This window comes from Pseudomonas sp. UBA6699 (assembly GCF_002454615.1).
Taxonomy (GTDB): Bacteria; Pseudomonadota; Gammaproteobacteria; order Pseudomonadales; family Pseudomonadaceae; genus Aquipseudomonas; species Aquipseudomonas juntendi.
In genome coordinates this window covers 1-13,676 of record NZ_DKJF01000093.1, presented here as the reverse complement: position 1 = coordinate 13,676, position 13,676 = coordinate 1, and the positions used below count along the sequence as shown (strand labels likewise).

Here is a 13,676-nt window from a genome sequence, read left to right as displayed (position 1 = left end):
TAGAAAACCAGGGGCGATTCAAACTTGAGGTTTCTGTTTACGATCCGCGGCGCTGATTCCTCACTCAACAAATGAGGTAGGCTGTACATGAGGTATAGCATTGATTATCAGCAGGTTTCGCAAGGACAATCCGATGCCAGCATTGATGCCTGTCCAGCTGACATTGTCTTCAACAGCGACCATGGCCTAGCTCTTATCCCGTGCGTTGGCGATGTTATCAACCTCCCCTCTACGGCGGTCAAAGAAGGGGTTTGCGGCATCGTTAGATCAAGGATTTTCAATTATCTCAGAGGTCCTGAAGAGCTGTACTGTCACGTCAATATTCTCGTTGAGGAGGCGGACATCAATTTCGAAAGTCTCATCTCGGAATACATGCGCAATCAGTCACGTGCTCGCTCGCCTTCTTCATAAAGTCGAAGGCGGGCCAGTCCATTAATGGTTGTGTATGGGTGAGGGTTCAGCAGAGCGAGCGCCTACTGAGCACCAGAGATGAATAGTCACAGCCTAGTGGTTTAACGCGGTACTGCTGGTGTACGCAGGGCCGGACTCATTGTTTTTTGAATGGCGCATTGCAGCACATAGAAATATAAAACCCCGGAAGCAAATACGATTGCGGACAGATAAGCAAACTCAGAGTCTAAAACCCCGGAAACCATATACAATTTAATCGTGATAGAACCCATAATAATTCCGGTACAGTACATGACGCCTGTGAACTGATTGCCCAAAAAACTCAGTATGCCGCTGAAGGCATTGTTCGCACTCAACAGCATTGCTTTCAGTATCGTCCAGCCGAGAACTGGCAGAAAAGCCTTGATCATGAAGGCGAATAACATCGACGATGCAAACAGTTTTATCGGGGTTTCTGCCCACGGCTTGATGGTGCCGTCTACTTCAACGCCGGTATACAAGATGATATTCAGAATAATCGCCATAAGGGTGCATATGCCGAGGCGTATCATTTCCCGCTTAAGCGGGGCCATCATTATCACTGCGTGAATCTTGTTTCCAAAGTATCGTTTTAGTCCTTGGATCGACATTTTTCTTCCTATGCTCTCGGGTATGACGCTGTTGTAGCGTTGTATGACGGTCATGCTTTTACCCGAAGAGAGGTGACGCTTCAACGGTCCTGAATTGCGCAGGGGATCTCATGTCCTTCCCCTGGCTGGGTAGCTTGCTGAGAAATTCTCATCTACCTGCGTGGCAACGATGCGGCCACCCCGCCGCCGTCAGAGCTCTGGAGGACTGGCTGCTGTCAGCAACTCATCGAGTGACGGAACCTTAGCGTTTGCACTGAGGACGAGTGTTCTGGATCGGAGTATGGATACATCAAAGAAAGATTCGCACTCGACTCTTCCGTTTACTTCTCTCCAGTGGGTGACTTCTGGTATCAACTCATTAGGCACCGGGTATAGTGCCATAGGGTTATGGAATACCTCCACTTCAGCAGACCACGGCTCGTAGCCATATTGCGGCCAGAGCTGACCGTAGTCGCTGGACGCTACATCCAACAGAAATGGGATACCTCGTGATGCTCCCGGAGAACGGTCGAAAAACTCACCAAACCGCAAGTATCGGTACCCGTCTAGATGAGCTCCACCTGAGATCGGCACTCGGCTGAGCTTTGGCACTGTGCAGGCATTGGTGAAAATGACCGCTGAAAGATGGGCATTTTCCATTAGCGTAAATAGGCCGTTGGGGCGCCCTGATAGCAGAGATGTCTCTTCCTCCACAGTTATCAGGTGCGTACCACGATGCGCAGATGAGTGAACTGCAAAGCCATAGAGATAGCTGATGAGCGACTCCCTGCTCCACAGCATTGAACTGGGCGCATGGAAATCGGCTAAGGCCAGAATGAGCGGCTTACCCTCCACGTGCGGTAGGGATTCGTAACGCTTGTCCAATTTGTTTTGGATGGTCCTCGCAAACCTTTCTGCAGCCGCTCCTAAGAAACGCTCATGTCGGTCAGCGGGTGGGGGGACCGGCGAGGCGCCAAAATGCTCATACCGCTCTTCCGGGTTGGCTGTCACTGCTTCAACCCAGGCCTCATCTCCCAGCCTATTCTCGATGTGAAAATCGGGTGATTCTTTAGGCTGGGTGACCAAGAGTCCCTGTTCACGAAAAATCGCTAATAGGTGGGCTTCCCAGAGGCGGGTGTGAAAATTCTCAGTCTGGCAATCGGGAACCCAATTTCTGTCTGGGGATGGCAGTGCGAGATACAGTTGATTCAGCGCCCACGCCCCAATACGGCGGCTTGGATCAAATAGTGATTTGAACACCACGCTTGGTGTGCGCTTACCCATTCTGCTTAGAGGAGCACGTCGTCGTTCACCTGAAGGGAGTGGAAGCGGATGGGCTTGGGTATAGAGAAAATGGCTGATTGAGGCGCGGGCTTCAGACTCGCCAGTGGTGCGCTCACTATGGCTGAGGAGCACCCACACGCTATCGACACGACGCCGCAAGGTGACAATTCCGAAGCTGCCGGCATGGATATTTCGGGTTAGAGCGGCACAAGAAATTCCGTCCTCACTAAGCCATGCCCCTACTGGCGGGCTGTCCCCAAACCCCAACCCTCGTGGAAGCGACAAAGCGATTAGATCGAACATCGGCGCAGCAATTTCTTTCATTCGCTGATCTCGGCAGCCGTCAAAATGCATTCCATCAATGCCTCGGAGCGTGCCCGCCGGCGATGGCATCGGTGGAGGTACCTATTGAAGAAGGGGGCCTTGTTCCACCAGGACATCTCGGTTGGTGAAGATGGTCTCAATGGTTGCAGCCTCGGCAGCCACATGAGTCTTTCGCGTGATCTCTTCAAGGGCCAGTTCGAGCCGGTAGTCTTGGAAATACTCGTACAGCTTTTCAGAGCTCTCGGATATCTCCTCCCCACCATTCTTCGCGAACAAGATGTGGATGATCGCTGCGAGTGGGAGAGAGATGTCGAGATCCTTCTCTTCTGCATCTGAATCCGAGTTCAAACCGTCGAAATACCTCTCCAGATGACTCTGGAGCTCCTCAAGCCAGAACTGAGATAGGTTGCTTGGAAGGGAGCTTTCAGGCCCGGTCAGAAGGACTTCATCTCTGAATAGAGCCAGCAGATTGGGGTTTGCCATGGAGGACCTCACGATTAGATTTGAGAGCAACTGGTCAGCATAGTCCACCTCAAGATGACCACCTCCTTGACGCCCATCCTGGTGCTCCTGAGCATCAGACGAGTGAATCGCCCCGAAACCTGTAGATACAAAATGACCGCTTCTCGCCGTTAGCTGCCTTTCTTGAAGGACAGCTTTGGGTCGATAGCGGCCTTCGTGGAGGTTGGTGTCTACGGGGTCGGTTTAGTCAATCTGAATCTCCGGTTTCACCTCCGTGAGGCCGGCCATCGTCATGCATCAGATCTTGATTGACACGCGTGCCGCTTTGGATAGCCTTGCAATTGAGGGCTGCAACTGCGCATTTGTCGGGCCTGGGTACCAGCATGAGCCCCCCGCAATTTTGGCAGCAGAGGAAGCTGGTTCCTCTGAAGTAGTGACGGCGGGCATTGCCAGTCGGATTCTGAACCCAAGGTCGCCAGACTAGGAGCTAAAGGATCGCTGCGACTACTCCTCATCCCTTACCGAAAAGTCACGCGTCGGTCGTAAACGGCCCTTTCCAGGCCAATCAACTTTTGTGATTGGTGAGTAGGGATTTCTCGGCTTTTCTGTGAAAAGCACCCCTTCATTTCACAAAAAAAATGGCGAAGATTCCAATTTCACGGGGTCTGGCCTATCACCTATTTTGTGAACCTACAGCCGGGTTCAAAGTCTGACACCTACCGGTCACCAAAAAAAACCGCTACTGCGTAATGCCTGTCAGTTAAGCGTTACTGGGGCTGCTTTGCAGCCCTTCGCGGGCAAGCCCGCTCCCACATGTTTGGCGCTGAACTCAAGAAATGCGCGATCCCCTGTGGGAGCGGGCGTGCCCGCGAAGGGTCGCACAGCGGCCCCAAATTACTTAACTGACAGGCATTTCACTACTGCGGGTTTTTTGCGAAGCGTTCGAGGCAGGCACCACATGGTGATCGAACATGCCCGAGCACATCCTGGCGCGTAGTTCAGCCCCAGTTGCTAACTGAACAGCGTGTTCCCACACATCAGTAGCCGCTGAGAATATTGACGATCACTCCGCTGGCGATGGCGACCAGTACGTAGTCACCGTTCACGTACAACCAGCGGTGATCGCGCGGAGGTGCATACAGGTGCCGCGCCTTCCAGTCGGTTACCCAGTAACGGTCACCACGGTAATGCGGGTCTACCACATGGCCGCGGCGCCACTGCTGGTGGGGTACCGGCATACCTTTTTGCGGGTGGAAGTTCGGGTCGCGATAAGCAGGCCCGCGGCCATTGTCGTGGCGGCCCTGCGGCTGAGCGTGGGGCGGGTTGCCTGGGTGCCCTGGGCCGCCATCATGACGGTCAGGTGGACCAGGCTGCGCGAAGCTTGCCAGAGGTGCGCTGAGCATCAGCGCCGCGCACATCATGGTCAGGGTCTTTTTCATCGTTGCGGTCCTCTGTGTATTAACGCCCGGCTGAATCTTTCAGTTACCGGGTACGGTTAACCAATCAGACCATGAACCAGGTCGTTTAATGTCAGGACAGCGGTAAAGGTCCGGTAAAGGTGGCCTGGCGAAAACACGAAGCTAGCGCAGCCCAAGCGCTTTCAAGCGACGGTACAACGTGCGTTCGCTCATGCCCAAATGAAGCGCCAGCTCACTGCGCGAACCTTTGAACTGTTCCAGAGCCTGGGCCAGTTCACCGAGGTCACGGCGCTTTGCGCCACGGCTCACCGGCGTTTGCGCGCCGATGTCCTCGGGCAGGTGCTCCGGCCTGATCACCCCATCATCAGCGAACAACCGCGCCCGTTCCAGAACATTGCGCAGCTCGCGGATGTTGCCCGGGAACGGATGCAAGGCAAGGCGCTGCAAGGCATCGTCACTCAAGCTGGGGACCGATGTGCCCGCCATGCGTTGCAGCAGGCTCTGCGCCAGCAAGGGAAGGTCCTCTACCCGCTCACGCAGTGCCGGCAGGCGAATCGGGAAGCCGCTGATGCGGTAGTACAGGTCTTCACGGAAGCTGCCATCGGCAACCATTTGCCTGAGGGGTTTGTGCGTGGCCGACACCAGGCGGAAATCCGAATGCACTGTGCGCAGGCTGCCTACCGGGCGGAAGCTGCCAGACTCGATCAGGCGCAACAGCTTCACCTGCATCGCCAGCGGCACTTCACCAATTTCATCAAGGAACAGCGTGCCGCCATGGGCGGCTTCGGCCAGGCCGATCTTGCGCTGGTTGGCACCGGTGAACGCGCCTTTTTCGTACCCGAACAGTTCGCTCTCGAACAATGACTCGGTCAAGCCGGTGCAGTCCACCACCACCAGTGGGCCGTTTGCCCTGGCGCTACCCATGTGCAGCGCACGGGCGAACAGCTCCTTGCCGGTGCCTGACTCACCTTGCAGCAAGACAGGGATCTGCGCTGGCGCCGCGCGTTGCAGGCTGGCCAGGGCTGCCTTGAAGGCCGGCGCACGGCCGACCAGCCCTTGCTCTTGCGGCTGGGCCGAGGCCAGGGTGATGGTGGTCAAGCGTTCGACAAAGGCTACCACCGTACCCTGTTCGTCCAGGATCGGCCGCAGCTCTACATCCACGTGCTCGGGCCCACGTGGCGTGTGGTGAATGTGCAACACACGCTCCGCGACCTTGCTGTCCCAGGCTTTGCGCATCGGGCAATGTTCGCCAGCCTGGTCGCATGGCACGGCATAGTGGTGCGACACCCTGTGGCACTTTTCCCCTAGGGGTGCTTGTTCGTGCTGGCCGAACTGGCGGCGATACGCAGCATTGGCTGCCAGGATGTTGTAGTCGGTGTCCAGCACGATGGTCGGCAGGGCATCGTGCTCGAGGTAGGAAACCAGCGCCAGGATAAACGGATGGGTTTCAGGCATGACAGCACCGTTCGGATGATGGATGCAGGGTAACAAGGACTGCCAAACACTGCCATTGGCTGACAGTCGACTGCCAATCATGCTGCCAATTCAGCCAGGTGCTGTCAGCACTGCCTCGGTTTCGTTGGGCCCGGCACGATAAAGAGCCTGGCATGCATCTTGATATACCTCCTGTCACTGCCTACGCGTTGAATAGACGCGGCGGATAACTGGAGACGTGATGATCATCGGCAACAACCTTCACGTGGACGCCTTTTACGATGAGGCGACCTCGACCATCAGCTACCTGGTCATGGACTGTGAAACCCGGCAGTGCGCGTTGATCGACAGCGTGCTGGATTACGACCCCAAGGCCGGGCGCACCTGTACTGCCTCAGCAGATCGGCTGGTCGAGCGCGTGGCTGAATTGCACGCCAGCGTGCGCTGGATACTTGAAACACATGTGCATGCCGACCACCTATCGGCAGCGGCCTACCTGAAGGAGAAGCTTGGCGGCCATACCGCCATTGGTGCGCACATCACCCAGGTGCAGAAGGTTTCTGGCAGCCTGTTCAACGCCGAGCGTGGCTTTGCCCGTGATGGCAGCCAATTCGATGTGCTGTTCGAAGACGAAGAAGGTTTCCGCATCGGCAACCTGCATGCGCGTGCATTGCACACCCCTGGGCACACGCCTGCATGCATGAGCTTCATGATCGAGGATGCGGGTGAGACCGCGGTGTTCGTCGGCGACACCTTGTTCATGCCTGACTACGGTACTGCCCGTTGCGATTTCCCCGGCGCCGACGCCCGTACGCTGTACCGCTCGATCCGGCGCTTGCTGGCGTTCCCCGACCAGACCCGCCTGTTCATGTGCCACGACTACCTGCCAGGTGGTCGCGAAATGCAGTACGTCACCACCGTTGCCGAGCAGCGCGCCAGCAATATCCACATCCACCAGGGTATCGACGAGGACAGCTTCGTCGCCATGCGTGAGGCCCGCGACAAAACCCTCGACATGCCCGTGCTGATCTTGCCGTCGGTGCAGGTGAACATGCGCAGTGGCCACTTCCCGGAGCCGGAAGCCAACGGCGTCAGTTATTTGAAGATCCCGCTGAACAAGCTGTAAGCGCCCTGCCCTATAACCAGATTTCCAGGATTTATTGCCATGCCTGCCTTGTCGTCCACTACCCATACCGACCACCACACAGTGGTCATCGTCGGTGCCGGTGCCGCCGGGATCGCCACTGCATCCAGCCTGATCAGCCGCGACGCGTCCCTGGATGTGGCCTTGATCGACCCCGCCGAGGTGCACTACTACCAACCTGGCTGGACCATGGTCGGCGCTGGTGTTTTCAACGCGGCGAGCACTGCCCGCACCATGGCTTCGACGATTCCGCGCGGGGTGCGCTGGGTAAAGGCGCGCGTCCAGGGTTTCGACCCGGTGCGCCAGTTGGTCATGCTCGAGGATGGCCGGGCCATCGGCTATGAACAACTGGTGGTTTGCCCTGGCCTGAAGCTCGATTGGGCGGCCATTGATGGGCTCAGCGAGACCTTGGGCCGTAACGGGGTCACCTCCAATTACCGCTACGACCTGGCGCCCTATACCTGGGAGCTGGTGCAAAAGCTCAAGCACGGCCGTGCCCTGTTCAGCCAGCCGCCGATGCCGATCAAGTGCGCCGGCGCGCCACAGAAGGCGCTGTACCTGTCATGTGACCATTGGCTACGCCACGGTGACCTGGGCGCGATCAAAGCCAGCTTCTTCAATGCCGGCGCAGTCTTGTTCGGTGTGGCCGACTACGTGCCTGCCTTGATGCAGTACATCGAAAAATATGCCGTGGACCTGAATTTCAGCCATCGGCTGGTCGCCGTGGACGGCCCCAACAAACGTGCCACCTTTGTGGGTAGCCTGCCCGATGGCAGCAGCGAAACCCACGTCAAGGCCTTCGACATGCTGCATGTGGTTCCGCCGCAAGTCGCGCCCGACTTCATCCGTGAAAGCCCATTGGCCGACAGTGCCGGCTGGGTCGATGTAGACCCGCACACCCTGCGCCATCGCCAGTACAGCACTGTTCACGCCTTGGGCGATGTGGCCAACACCAGCAACGCCAAGACCGCTGCAGCGGCCCGCAAGCAGGCTCCGGTAGTGGCCAATAATGTGCTGGTAGCGCAGGGGCGGTTGCAGACACTGGCCCAGTACGACGGTTACGGCTCATGCCCGCTCACGGTCGAGCGCGGCAAGATCGTGCTGGCCGAGTTCACCTATGGTGGCAAGCTGGCGCCCAGCTTCCCCAACTGGTTGCTCGACGGTCGCAAGCCGACCCGCCTGGCTTGGCTGCTCAAGGCGCAGGCCCTGCCGCCGCTGTACTGGCAAGCCATGCTCAAGGGTCGGGAATGGCTGGCGCGGCCACAACCGTTGGTAGCAGAGGGCGGGCAGTGATCGAAACGCAACTGCTTGGCGCAGCCCTGGGGGCCATCATCGGCGCCGTGCTGGCATTGACGGGCGCCGGTGGAGGCATTCTTGCCGTGCCCCTGTTGGTGTTCGGCCTTGGCCTTTCGATGGTCGAAGCGGCACCGGTCGGCTTGTTGGCGGTAGGCCTGGCGGCAGCCGTGGGCGCGGTACTGGGTTTGCGTCGCGGCCTGGTGCGCTATCGGGCGGCACTGTTCATCGCCTTGATCGGGATGGCGGCAGCGCCACTGGGGTTGATGCTGGCGCACCGTTTGCCCAATACGCCGTTGCAACTGGTGTTCGCCGCTGTGCTCACCTACGCCTGCCTGCGTATCTGGCGCAAGGCGGCCAGGGAGCTGCGTGGCGAAGCCAACGATGCGCATCGCTTCATCGAGCCCTGTGTGCTGAACCCGCTGCAGGGCCGCTTGCGCTGGACCCTGCCCTGCGCTCGCGCCCTGGCATTCACCGGCGCGCTGTCCGGCTTGCTGTCTGGCCTGCTCGGTGTGGGGGGCGGGTTCGTGATCATTCCGGCGCTCAACCGCTATACCAACCTGCGCATGGCCACGATCGTCTCCACGTCGCTGGCGGTGATTGCCTTGGTGTCTGCCGGCAGTGTGATCAGTGCCAGCCTTGCAGGTGTCCTGCATTGGCAAGTGGGTGGCCCGTTCGCTGTCGGCGCCGTGCTTGGTTTGCTGCTGGCGCGCCCCCTGGCGGCCAGGTTGGCCGGCCCACGGCTGCAGCAGATGTTTGCCGTGGCAGGTTGCGCCGCTGCCCTGCTGCTGGCCAGCAAGGCATTACTGAGCTAACAGCTCGCCCTGTTGCTCTGCGCACAGCGCCAGCAGGTAATCCCATACGACCCGCAGGCGCACCGACTTGTGCAGCTCGCGGCGGGTACAGATCCAGTAACTGCGCTGGATGGTTTCGCCAGGCAGTACGCGGACCAGGGTCGGGTCGTGCCGGGCCATGTAGTTGGGCAGCACTGCAATGCCCAGCCCAGCACGTGCGGCCACCTGCTGGGCAATCACGCTGGTGCTGCGGAAGACCACGTTGGGCGCCCGGCAGAAGCTGTTGAGAAACAGCAGCTCCTGGCTGAACAGCAGGTCGTCGACGTAGCCGATCCAGCTGTGGCGGGCCAGATCCTCGCGGTTGCGCAGGGGTGGTGCGCGGTCGAGGTAGCCCTGGCTGGCATACAGGGCCAGGCGGTAGTCGGTGAGTTTGCGCGTGATCAGCAGGTCGGCGTTGGGCCGCTCCAGGTGAATACTGATCTCGGCTTCGCGGTTGAGGATGCTGACGAACCTCGGCACTGCCACCAGCTCCACTTCCAGCCCGGGATAGCGCTCGAACAGCGCGTTCATGCGCGGGGTGAAGAACATGATGCCAATGCCTTCGGTGACCCCCAGGCGGATCTTGCCCAGTGGGGTGATGGCCTGGGTGATTTCTTCCTGGGCCAGCAGGGCGACGTTCTCCATGGCTTCGGCGTGCTTGAGCAGGGCCTGGCCCGAAGGGGTCAGCTCATAGCCTTGGGCGTGTTGCACGAACAAGGCTGTGCCCAGGCTTTCTTCGATGCGCTCGATGTGCCGGGCCACGGTGCTGTGGGTGGTATTGAGGCGCTTGGCGGCGGTAAGCAGGCGGCCGCTGCGCTGCAACTCGAGGAAAAACCGCAGATCGTTCCAGTCGAACATGCTGATCCTTGTGGCTGTTCGTGGGCCCCTTTCGCGGGTGAATCCGCGAAGAGGCCTGTACAGAGTTGCCGCTGTGCTAAAACGCACAACCGCTGCGCGAAATCGCGTGTTTCACCCACGAAATTACGCACTAAGATGGATCGGGACAAGAATAATAATCAGGCCCGAGGTTGCACATGCCATCAGCCGATTCTGTCTTCGATTACGTGGTGGTAGGCGCCGGCCCCGCCGGGTGCCTGCTGGCCAACCGCTTGTCCGCCGACCCTGGTTGCCGCGTGCTGCTGCTGGAAGCGGGCGGGCGGGACAACTATCCCTGGATTCACATTCCCGTGGGTTACCTCTACTGCATTGGCAACCCACGCACCGACTGGTGCTTCAAGACCCAAGCCCAGCCCGGCCTGGGTGGTCGCGCATTGGGCTACCCGCGCGGCAAGGTGCTGGGCGGCTGCTCTTCCATCAATGGCATGATCTATATGCGTGGCCAGGCTGCCGACTACGACCACTGGGCCGAACAGGGCAACCCCGGCTGGGCCTGGAAGGACGTGCTGCCGCTGTTCAAGGCCAGTGAAAACCACTTTGCTGGCGCCAGCGAGCACCACGGCGGCGGTGGCGAGTGGCGGGTAGAACGCCAGCGCTACAGCTGGCCGATACTGGATGCCTTCCGCGACGCCGCCGAGCAAAGCGGCATCGCCAAGGTGGATGACTTCAACACCGGCGATAACCAGGGGTGTGGTTATTTCCAGGTCAACCAACGCAGTGGCGTGCGCTGGAATGCCTCCAAGGCGTTTCTGCGGCCGGTTCAGCACCGCGCCAACCTCACCGTGCTTACGGGTGTGCAGGTTGACCAGGTGCTGCTCAACAATACCCGCGCACGTGCGGTGAAAGCATTCTGGCAAGGCGCCTGGCACGAGTTTGCGGCTCGCCGCGAGATCGTGCTGTGTGCTGGGGCGGTCGGTTCCCCGGGCATCCTGCAACGCTCCGGCATCGGCCCCCGGCAATTGCTGGAAAGCCTGGGTATTGGCGTGCGCCACCACATGCCTGGCGTGGGTGGCAACCTGCAGGACCACCTGCAATTGCGGCTGATCTATCAGATCCGCAATACCCGCACCTTGAACCAGATGGCCAACAGCCTGTGGGGCAAGATGGGCATGGGCCTGCGCTACCTCTACGACCGCAGCGGCCCGCTGGCCATGGCCCCGAGCCAGTTGGGCGCGTTCGTGCGGTCCAGCCCCGACCAGGCCACCGCCAACCTGCAGTACCACGTGCAGCCGCTGTCGCTGGAGCGCTTCGGCGAGCCGTTGCACCGGTTCCCGGCCTTTACCGCCTCGGTCTGCAACCTGCGCCCGGCCAGCCGTGGGCGTATCGATATTCGTAGCACCGACATGCACAGCACGCCGCTGATCGACCCCAACTACCTGAGCGACCCCCAGGACTTGCAGGTGGCCGCCGATGCCATCCGCCTTACCCGGCGCATCGTTCAGGCCCCTGCCCTGGCCGTATTCGAGCCCGAGGAATATCTGCCTGGCGCGACCCTGCAAAGCGAACAGGACCTTATCGAGGCTGCCGGCAAGATCGGCACTACCATTTTCCACCCGGTGGGTACCTGCCGCATGGGCAATGGTGCGATGGACGTTGTGGATAACCAGCTGCGCGTGCATGGCATCCCCGGCCTGCGCGTGGCCGATGCCTCGATCATGCCGCAGATCACCTCAGGCAATACCTGTTCCCCCACCCTGATGATCGCCGAAAAGGCGGCACAACTGATCCTCAAAGGAGCTGCTACCCAGACCTACCTGAACGAAGACGCATTACCGACGCCCTGACCCGGGTGCGTGCAGTAGCGGCAGCTTGCGGTCGAAGGCTGCCGACAGTGGAACAACAAGAATAATCACTGTGGCCTGCGGGCCGAGGACAGCAACGATGTCGGATTACATTCAAGAGCAGGCTGCGGCGGCCAGCGGTTCCAACCGTCGTGAAGAACGCAAGATCATTTTCGCGTCATCCCTCGGGACGGTGTTCGAGTGGTATGACTTTTTTCTCTATGGCGCGTTGGCAGCGGTCATCAGCAAGCAGTTCTTTGCGGGTGTGAACGACACCACCGCTTTCATCTTCGCCCTCATGGCCTTCGCTGCCGGCTTCCTTGTGCGGCCGTTCGGTGCATTGGTGTTCGGCCGCCTGGGGGACATGATCGGGCGTAAATACACCTTCCTGGTCACCATCGTACTGATGGGGCTGTCCACTTTCGCCGTGGGCTTGCTGCCCACGTATGCCAGCATCGGCATCGCCGCACCGATCATTCTGGTGATACTGCGCATGCTGCAGGGCCTGGCGCTGGGCGGTGAGTACGGTGGTGCGGCCACTTATGTGGCCGAACATGCCCCCGCGGGCAAGCGCGGTTTCCACACCGGCTTTATCCAGTCCACCGCCACCCTGGGCCTGTTGTTGTCGTTGCTGGTGGTACTGGGCAGCCGCTATGTCAGTGGCGATCAGTTCGAAACCTGGGGCTGGCGCCTGCCGTTCCTGCTGTCGATCGTGCTGCTGGGCATTTCCACCTGGATCCGCATGAGCATGCATGAGTCGCCAGCCTTCGTGAAAATGAAGGCCCAGGGCAAGGTCAGCAAGTCGCCGATCCGGGAGTCGTTCACCTCGTGGCCGAACCTCAAAGTCGTACTGACCGCACTGTTCAGCATCAATGCCGGGCAAGCGGTGACCTTCTACACCGCGCAGTTCTACGTGCTGTTCTTCATGACCCAGATGCTGAAGGTAGACCCGGCCCAGGCCAATACCTTGCTGATCATCAGCGTGGTGATCGGTGCGCCGTTCTTCGTGTTTTTTGGCTGGCTGTCGGACCGTATCGGGCGCAAACCGATCCTGATGCTGGGCTTGCTCCTGGCCACGGTGCTGTACTTCCCGCTGTTCAAGGCCTTGAGCCACTATGCCAACCCACAAATTGACGCCGCCAGCCGCCAGGCGCCGATCGTGGTCACTGCTGATCCGCAAGGCTGCACGTTCCAGTTCGACCCGGTCGGCAAGGCCCGCTTCGACAGCCCGTGCGACAAGGTCAAGACCTTCCTGGTCAAACAGGGCCTGCCTTACAGCTCGGTCAGCGTAGCCGGCAGCGAGGTAGTGGTGAATGTGGGCGACAAGACCATCAACGGCTTCGACGAAGCCGCGATGCGTGCGGCGGTGGAGCAGGCAGGCTACCCGGCCAAGGCTGACCCCGCACAGGTCAACCAGGTGATGGTCGTGGTGCTGATCGTGGCGATGATCCTGATCGCGACCATGACCTACGGCCCGTTGGCCGCAGTGATGGTCGAGCTGTTCCCGACCCGCATTCGCTACACCTCGATGTCGCTGCCCTACCACATTGGCAACGGCTGGTTCGGCGGCTTCCTGCCCACCGTGTCATTTGCACTGGTGGTGTACACCGGGGACATCTTCTACGGGCTTTGGTACCCGATCCTGGTGACCGGCATCAGCTTGGTGGTGGGGATTTTCTGCCTGAAAGAAACCAAGGATGTGGATATCGACAAGATCTGAAAGCTGGCGCGGATCCTTGTAGGAGCGGCCTTGTGTCGCGATGGGCCGCGCAGCGGCCCCAGGATTT

General features: G+C 59.6%; 12 protein-coding genes. 6 read left to right on the top strand and 6 right to left on the bottom strand.

What is annotated here, in order from left to right; genetic code table 11:
- Positions 1-87 precede the first annotated feature (87 nt).
- Positions 88-411, top strand: a complete 324-nt coding sequence (locus B3361_RS17740) for a hypothetical protein (RefSeq protein ID WP_010951457.1) — start codon at positions 88-90, stop codon at positions 409-411.
- A gap of 101 nt (positions 412-512) precedes the next feature.
- On the opposite strand, the gene B3361_RS17735 is transcribed toward B3361_RS17740, so the two are convergent.
- From B3361_RS17735 to B3361_RS17715, 5 genes are all read right to left on the bottom strand, one after another.
- On the bottom strand, positions 513-1,040 hold the full coding sequence (locus B3361_RS17735) for a hypothetical protein (RefSeq protein WP_012269855.1): 528 nt from the start codon (positions 1,038-1,040) through the stop codon (positions 513-515).
- Positions 1,041-1,229: 189 nt separating this feature from the next.
- The gene (locus B3361_RS17730) at positions 1,230-2,627 is read right to left on the bottom strand and encodes a hypothetical protein (RefSeq protein ID WP_230491487.1); all 1,398 of its coding nucleotides are present in this window, start codon (positions 2,625-2,627) and stop codon (positions 1,230-1,232) included.
- Between the two features lie 81 nt (positions 2,628-2,708).
- On the bottom strand, positions 2,709-3,110 hold the full coding sequence (locus B3361_RS17725) for a hypothetical protein (RefSeq protein WP_012269857.1): 402 nt from the start codon (positions 3,108-3,110) through the stop codon (positions 2,709-2,711).
- Positions 3,111-4,126: 1,016 nt separating this feature from the next.
- Complete coding sequence (locus B3361_RS17720; protein ID WP_054905241.1) at positions 4,127-4,528, bottom strand: RcnB family protein; 402 nt, start codon at positions 4,526-4,528, stop codon at positions 4,127-4,129.
- Positions 4,529-4,669: 141 nt separating this feature from the next.
- Entirely contained in the window at positions 4,670-5,962 is a 1,293-nt protein-coding gene (locus B3361_RS17715) for a sigma-54 interaction domain-containing protein (protein WP_029886434.1), read from the bottom strand.
- Positions 5,963-6,182: 220 nt separating this feature from the next.
- Between B3361_RS17715 and B3361_RS17710 the strand changes: the two genes are divergently transcribed.
- Genes B3361_RS17710 through B3361_RS17700 form a run of 3 tightly spaced genes read left to right on the top strand, consistent with a single transcriptional unit; the run spans position 6,183 to position 9,193 of the window.
- On the top strand, positions 6,183-7,067 hold the full coding sequence (locus B3361_RS17710; protein WP_054905242.1) for an MBL fold metallo-hydrolase: 885 nt from the start codon (positions 6,183-6,185) through the stop codon (positions 7,065-7,067).
- Positions 7,068-7,106: 39 nt separating this feature from the next.
- Entirely contained in the window at positions 7,107-8,378 is a 1,272-nt protein-coding gene (locus tag B3361_RS17705; protein ID WP_054905243.1) for an NAD(P)/FAD-dependent oxidoreductase, read from the top strand.
- Positions 8,375-9,193 (top strand): sulfite exporter TauE/SafE family protein, encoded by an 819-nt coding sequence (locus B3361_RS17700; protein WP_054905244.1) that lies wholly within the window; start codon positions 8,375-8,377, stop codon positions 9,191-9,193. The genes B3361_RS17705 and B3361_RS17700 overlap by 4 nt, the downstream gene beginning before the upstream one ends.
- Here the strand turns inward: B3361_RS17700 and B3361_RS17695 are convergent.
- On the bottom strand, positions 9,182-10,069 hold the full coding sequence (locus B3361_RS17695; RefSeq protein WP_029886432.1) for a LysR family transcriptional regulator: 888 nt from the start codon (positions 10,067-10,069) through the stop codon (positions 9,182-9,184). The two genes, B3361_RS17700 and B3361_RS17695, sit on opposite strands and share 12 nt — an antisense overlap.
- 176 nt (positions 10,070-10,245) lie before the next feature.
- Here B3361_RS17695 and B3361_RS17690 point away from each other — a divergent pair, with 176 nt between their 5' ends.
- Together B3361_RS17690 and B3361_RS17685 are read left to right on the top strand one after the other, a co-directional pair.
- Positions 10,246-11,892 carry a GMC family oxidoreductase gene (locus tag B3361_RS17690; protein WP_054905245.1) on the top strand — a complete coding sequence of 549 codons (1,647 nt, stop codon included), beginning with the start codon at positions 10,246-10,248 and terminating at the stop codon, positions 11,890-11,892.
- Positions 11,893-11,989: 97 nt separating this feature from the next.
- Positions 11,990-13,609: an MFS transporter gene (locus B3361_RS17685; protein ID WP_054905246.1), complete on the top strand. Its 1,620-nt coding sequence runs from the start codon at positions 11,990-11,992 to the stop codon at positions 13,607-13,609.
- Positions 13,610-13,676: the final 67 nt, after the last annotated feature.

Coding starts and splice junctions, on each gene's coding strand:
- B3361_RS17740 (WP_010951457.1), top strand. CDS start 88: ATGAGGTATAGCATTGATTATCAGCAGGTTTCGCAAGGACAATCCGAT.
- B3361_RS17735 (WP_012269855.1), bottom strand. CDS start 1,040: ATGTCGATCCAAGGACTAAAACGATACTTTGGAAACAAGATTCACGCA.
- B3361_RS17730 (WP_230491487.1), bottom strand. CDS start 2,627: ATGAAAGAAATTGCTGCGCCGATGTTCGATCTAATCGCTTTGTCGCTT.
- B3361_RS17725 (WP_012269857.1), bottom strand. CDS start 3,110: ATGGCAAACCCCAATCTGCTGGCTCTATTCAGAGATGAAGTCCTTCTG.
- B3361_RS17720 (WP_054905241.1), bottom strand. CDS start 4,528: ATGAAAAAGACCCTGACCATGATGTGCGCGGCGCTGATGCTCAGCGCA.
- B3361_RS17715 (WP_029886434.1), bottom strand. CDS start 5,962: ATGCCTGAAACCCATCCGTTTATCCTGGCGCTGGTTTCCTACCTCGAG.
- B3361_RS17710 (WP_054905242.1), top strand. CDS start 6,183: ATGATCATCGGCAACAACCTTCACGTGGACGCCTTTTACGATGAGGCG.
- B3361_RS17705 (WP_054905243.1), top strand. CDS start 7,107: ATGCCTGCCTTGTCGTCCACTACCCATACCGACCACCACACAGTGGTC.
- B3361_RS17695 (WP_029886432.1), bottom strand. CDS start 10,069: ATGTTCGACTGGAACGATCTGCGGTTTTTCCTCGAGTTGCAGCGCAGC.
- B3361_RS17690 (WP_054905245.1), top strand. CDS start 10,246: ATGCCATCAGCCGATTCTGTCTTCGATTACGTGGTGGTAGGCGCCGGC.
- B3361_RS17685 (WP_054905246.1), top strand. CDS start 11,990: ATGTCGGATTACATTCAAGAGCAGGCTGCGGCGGCCAGCGGTTCCAAC.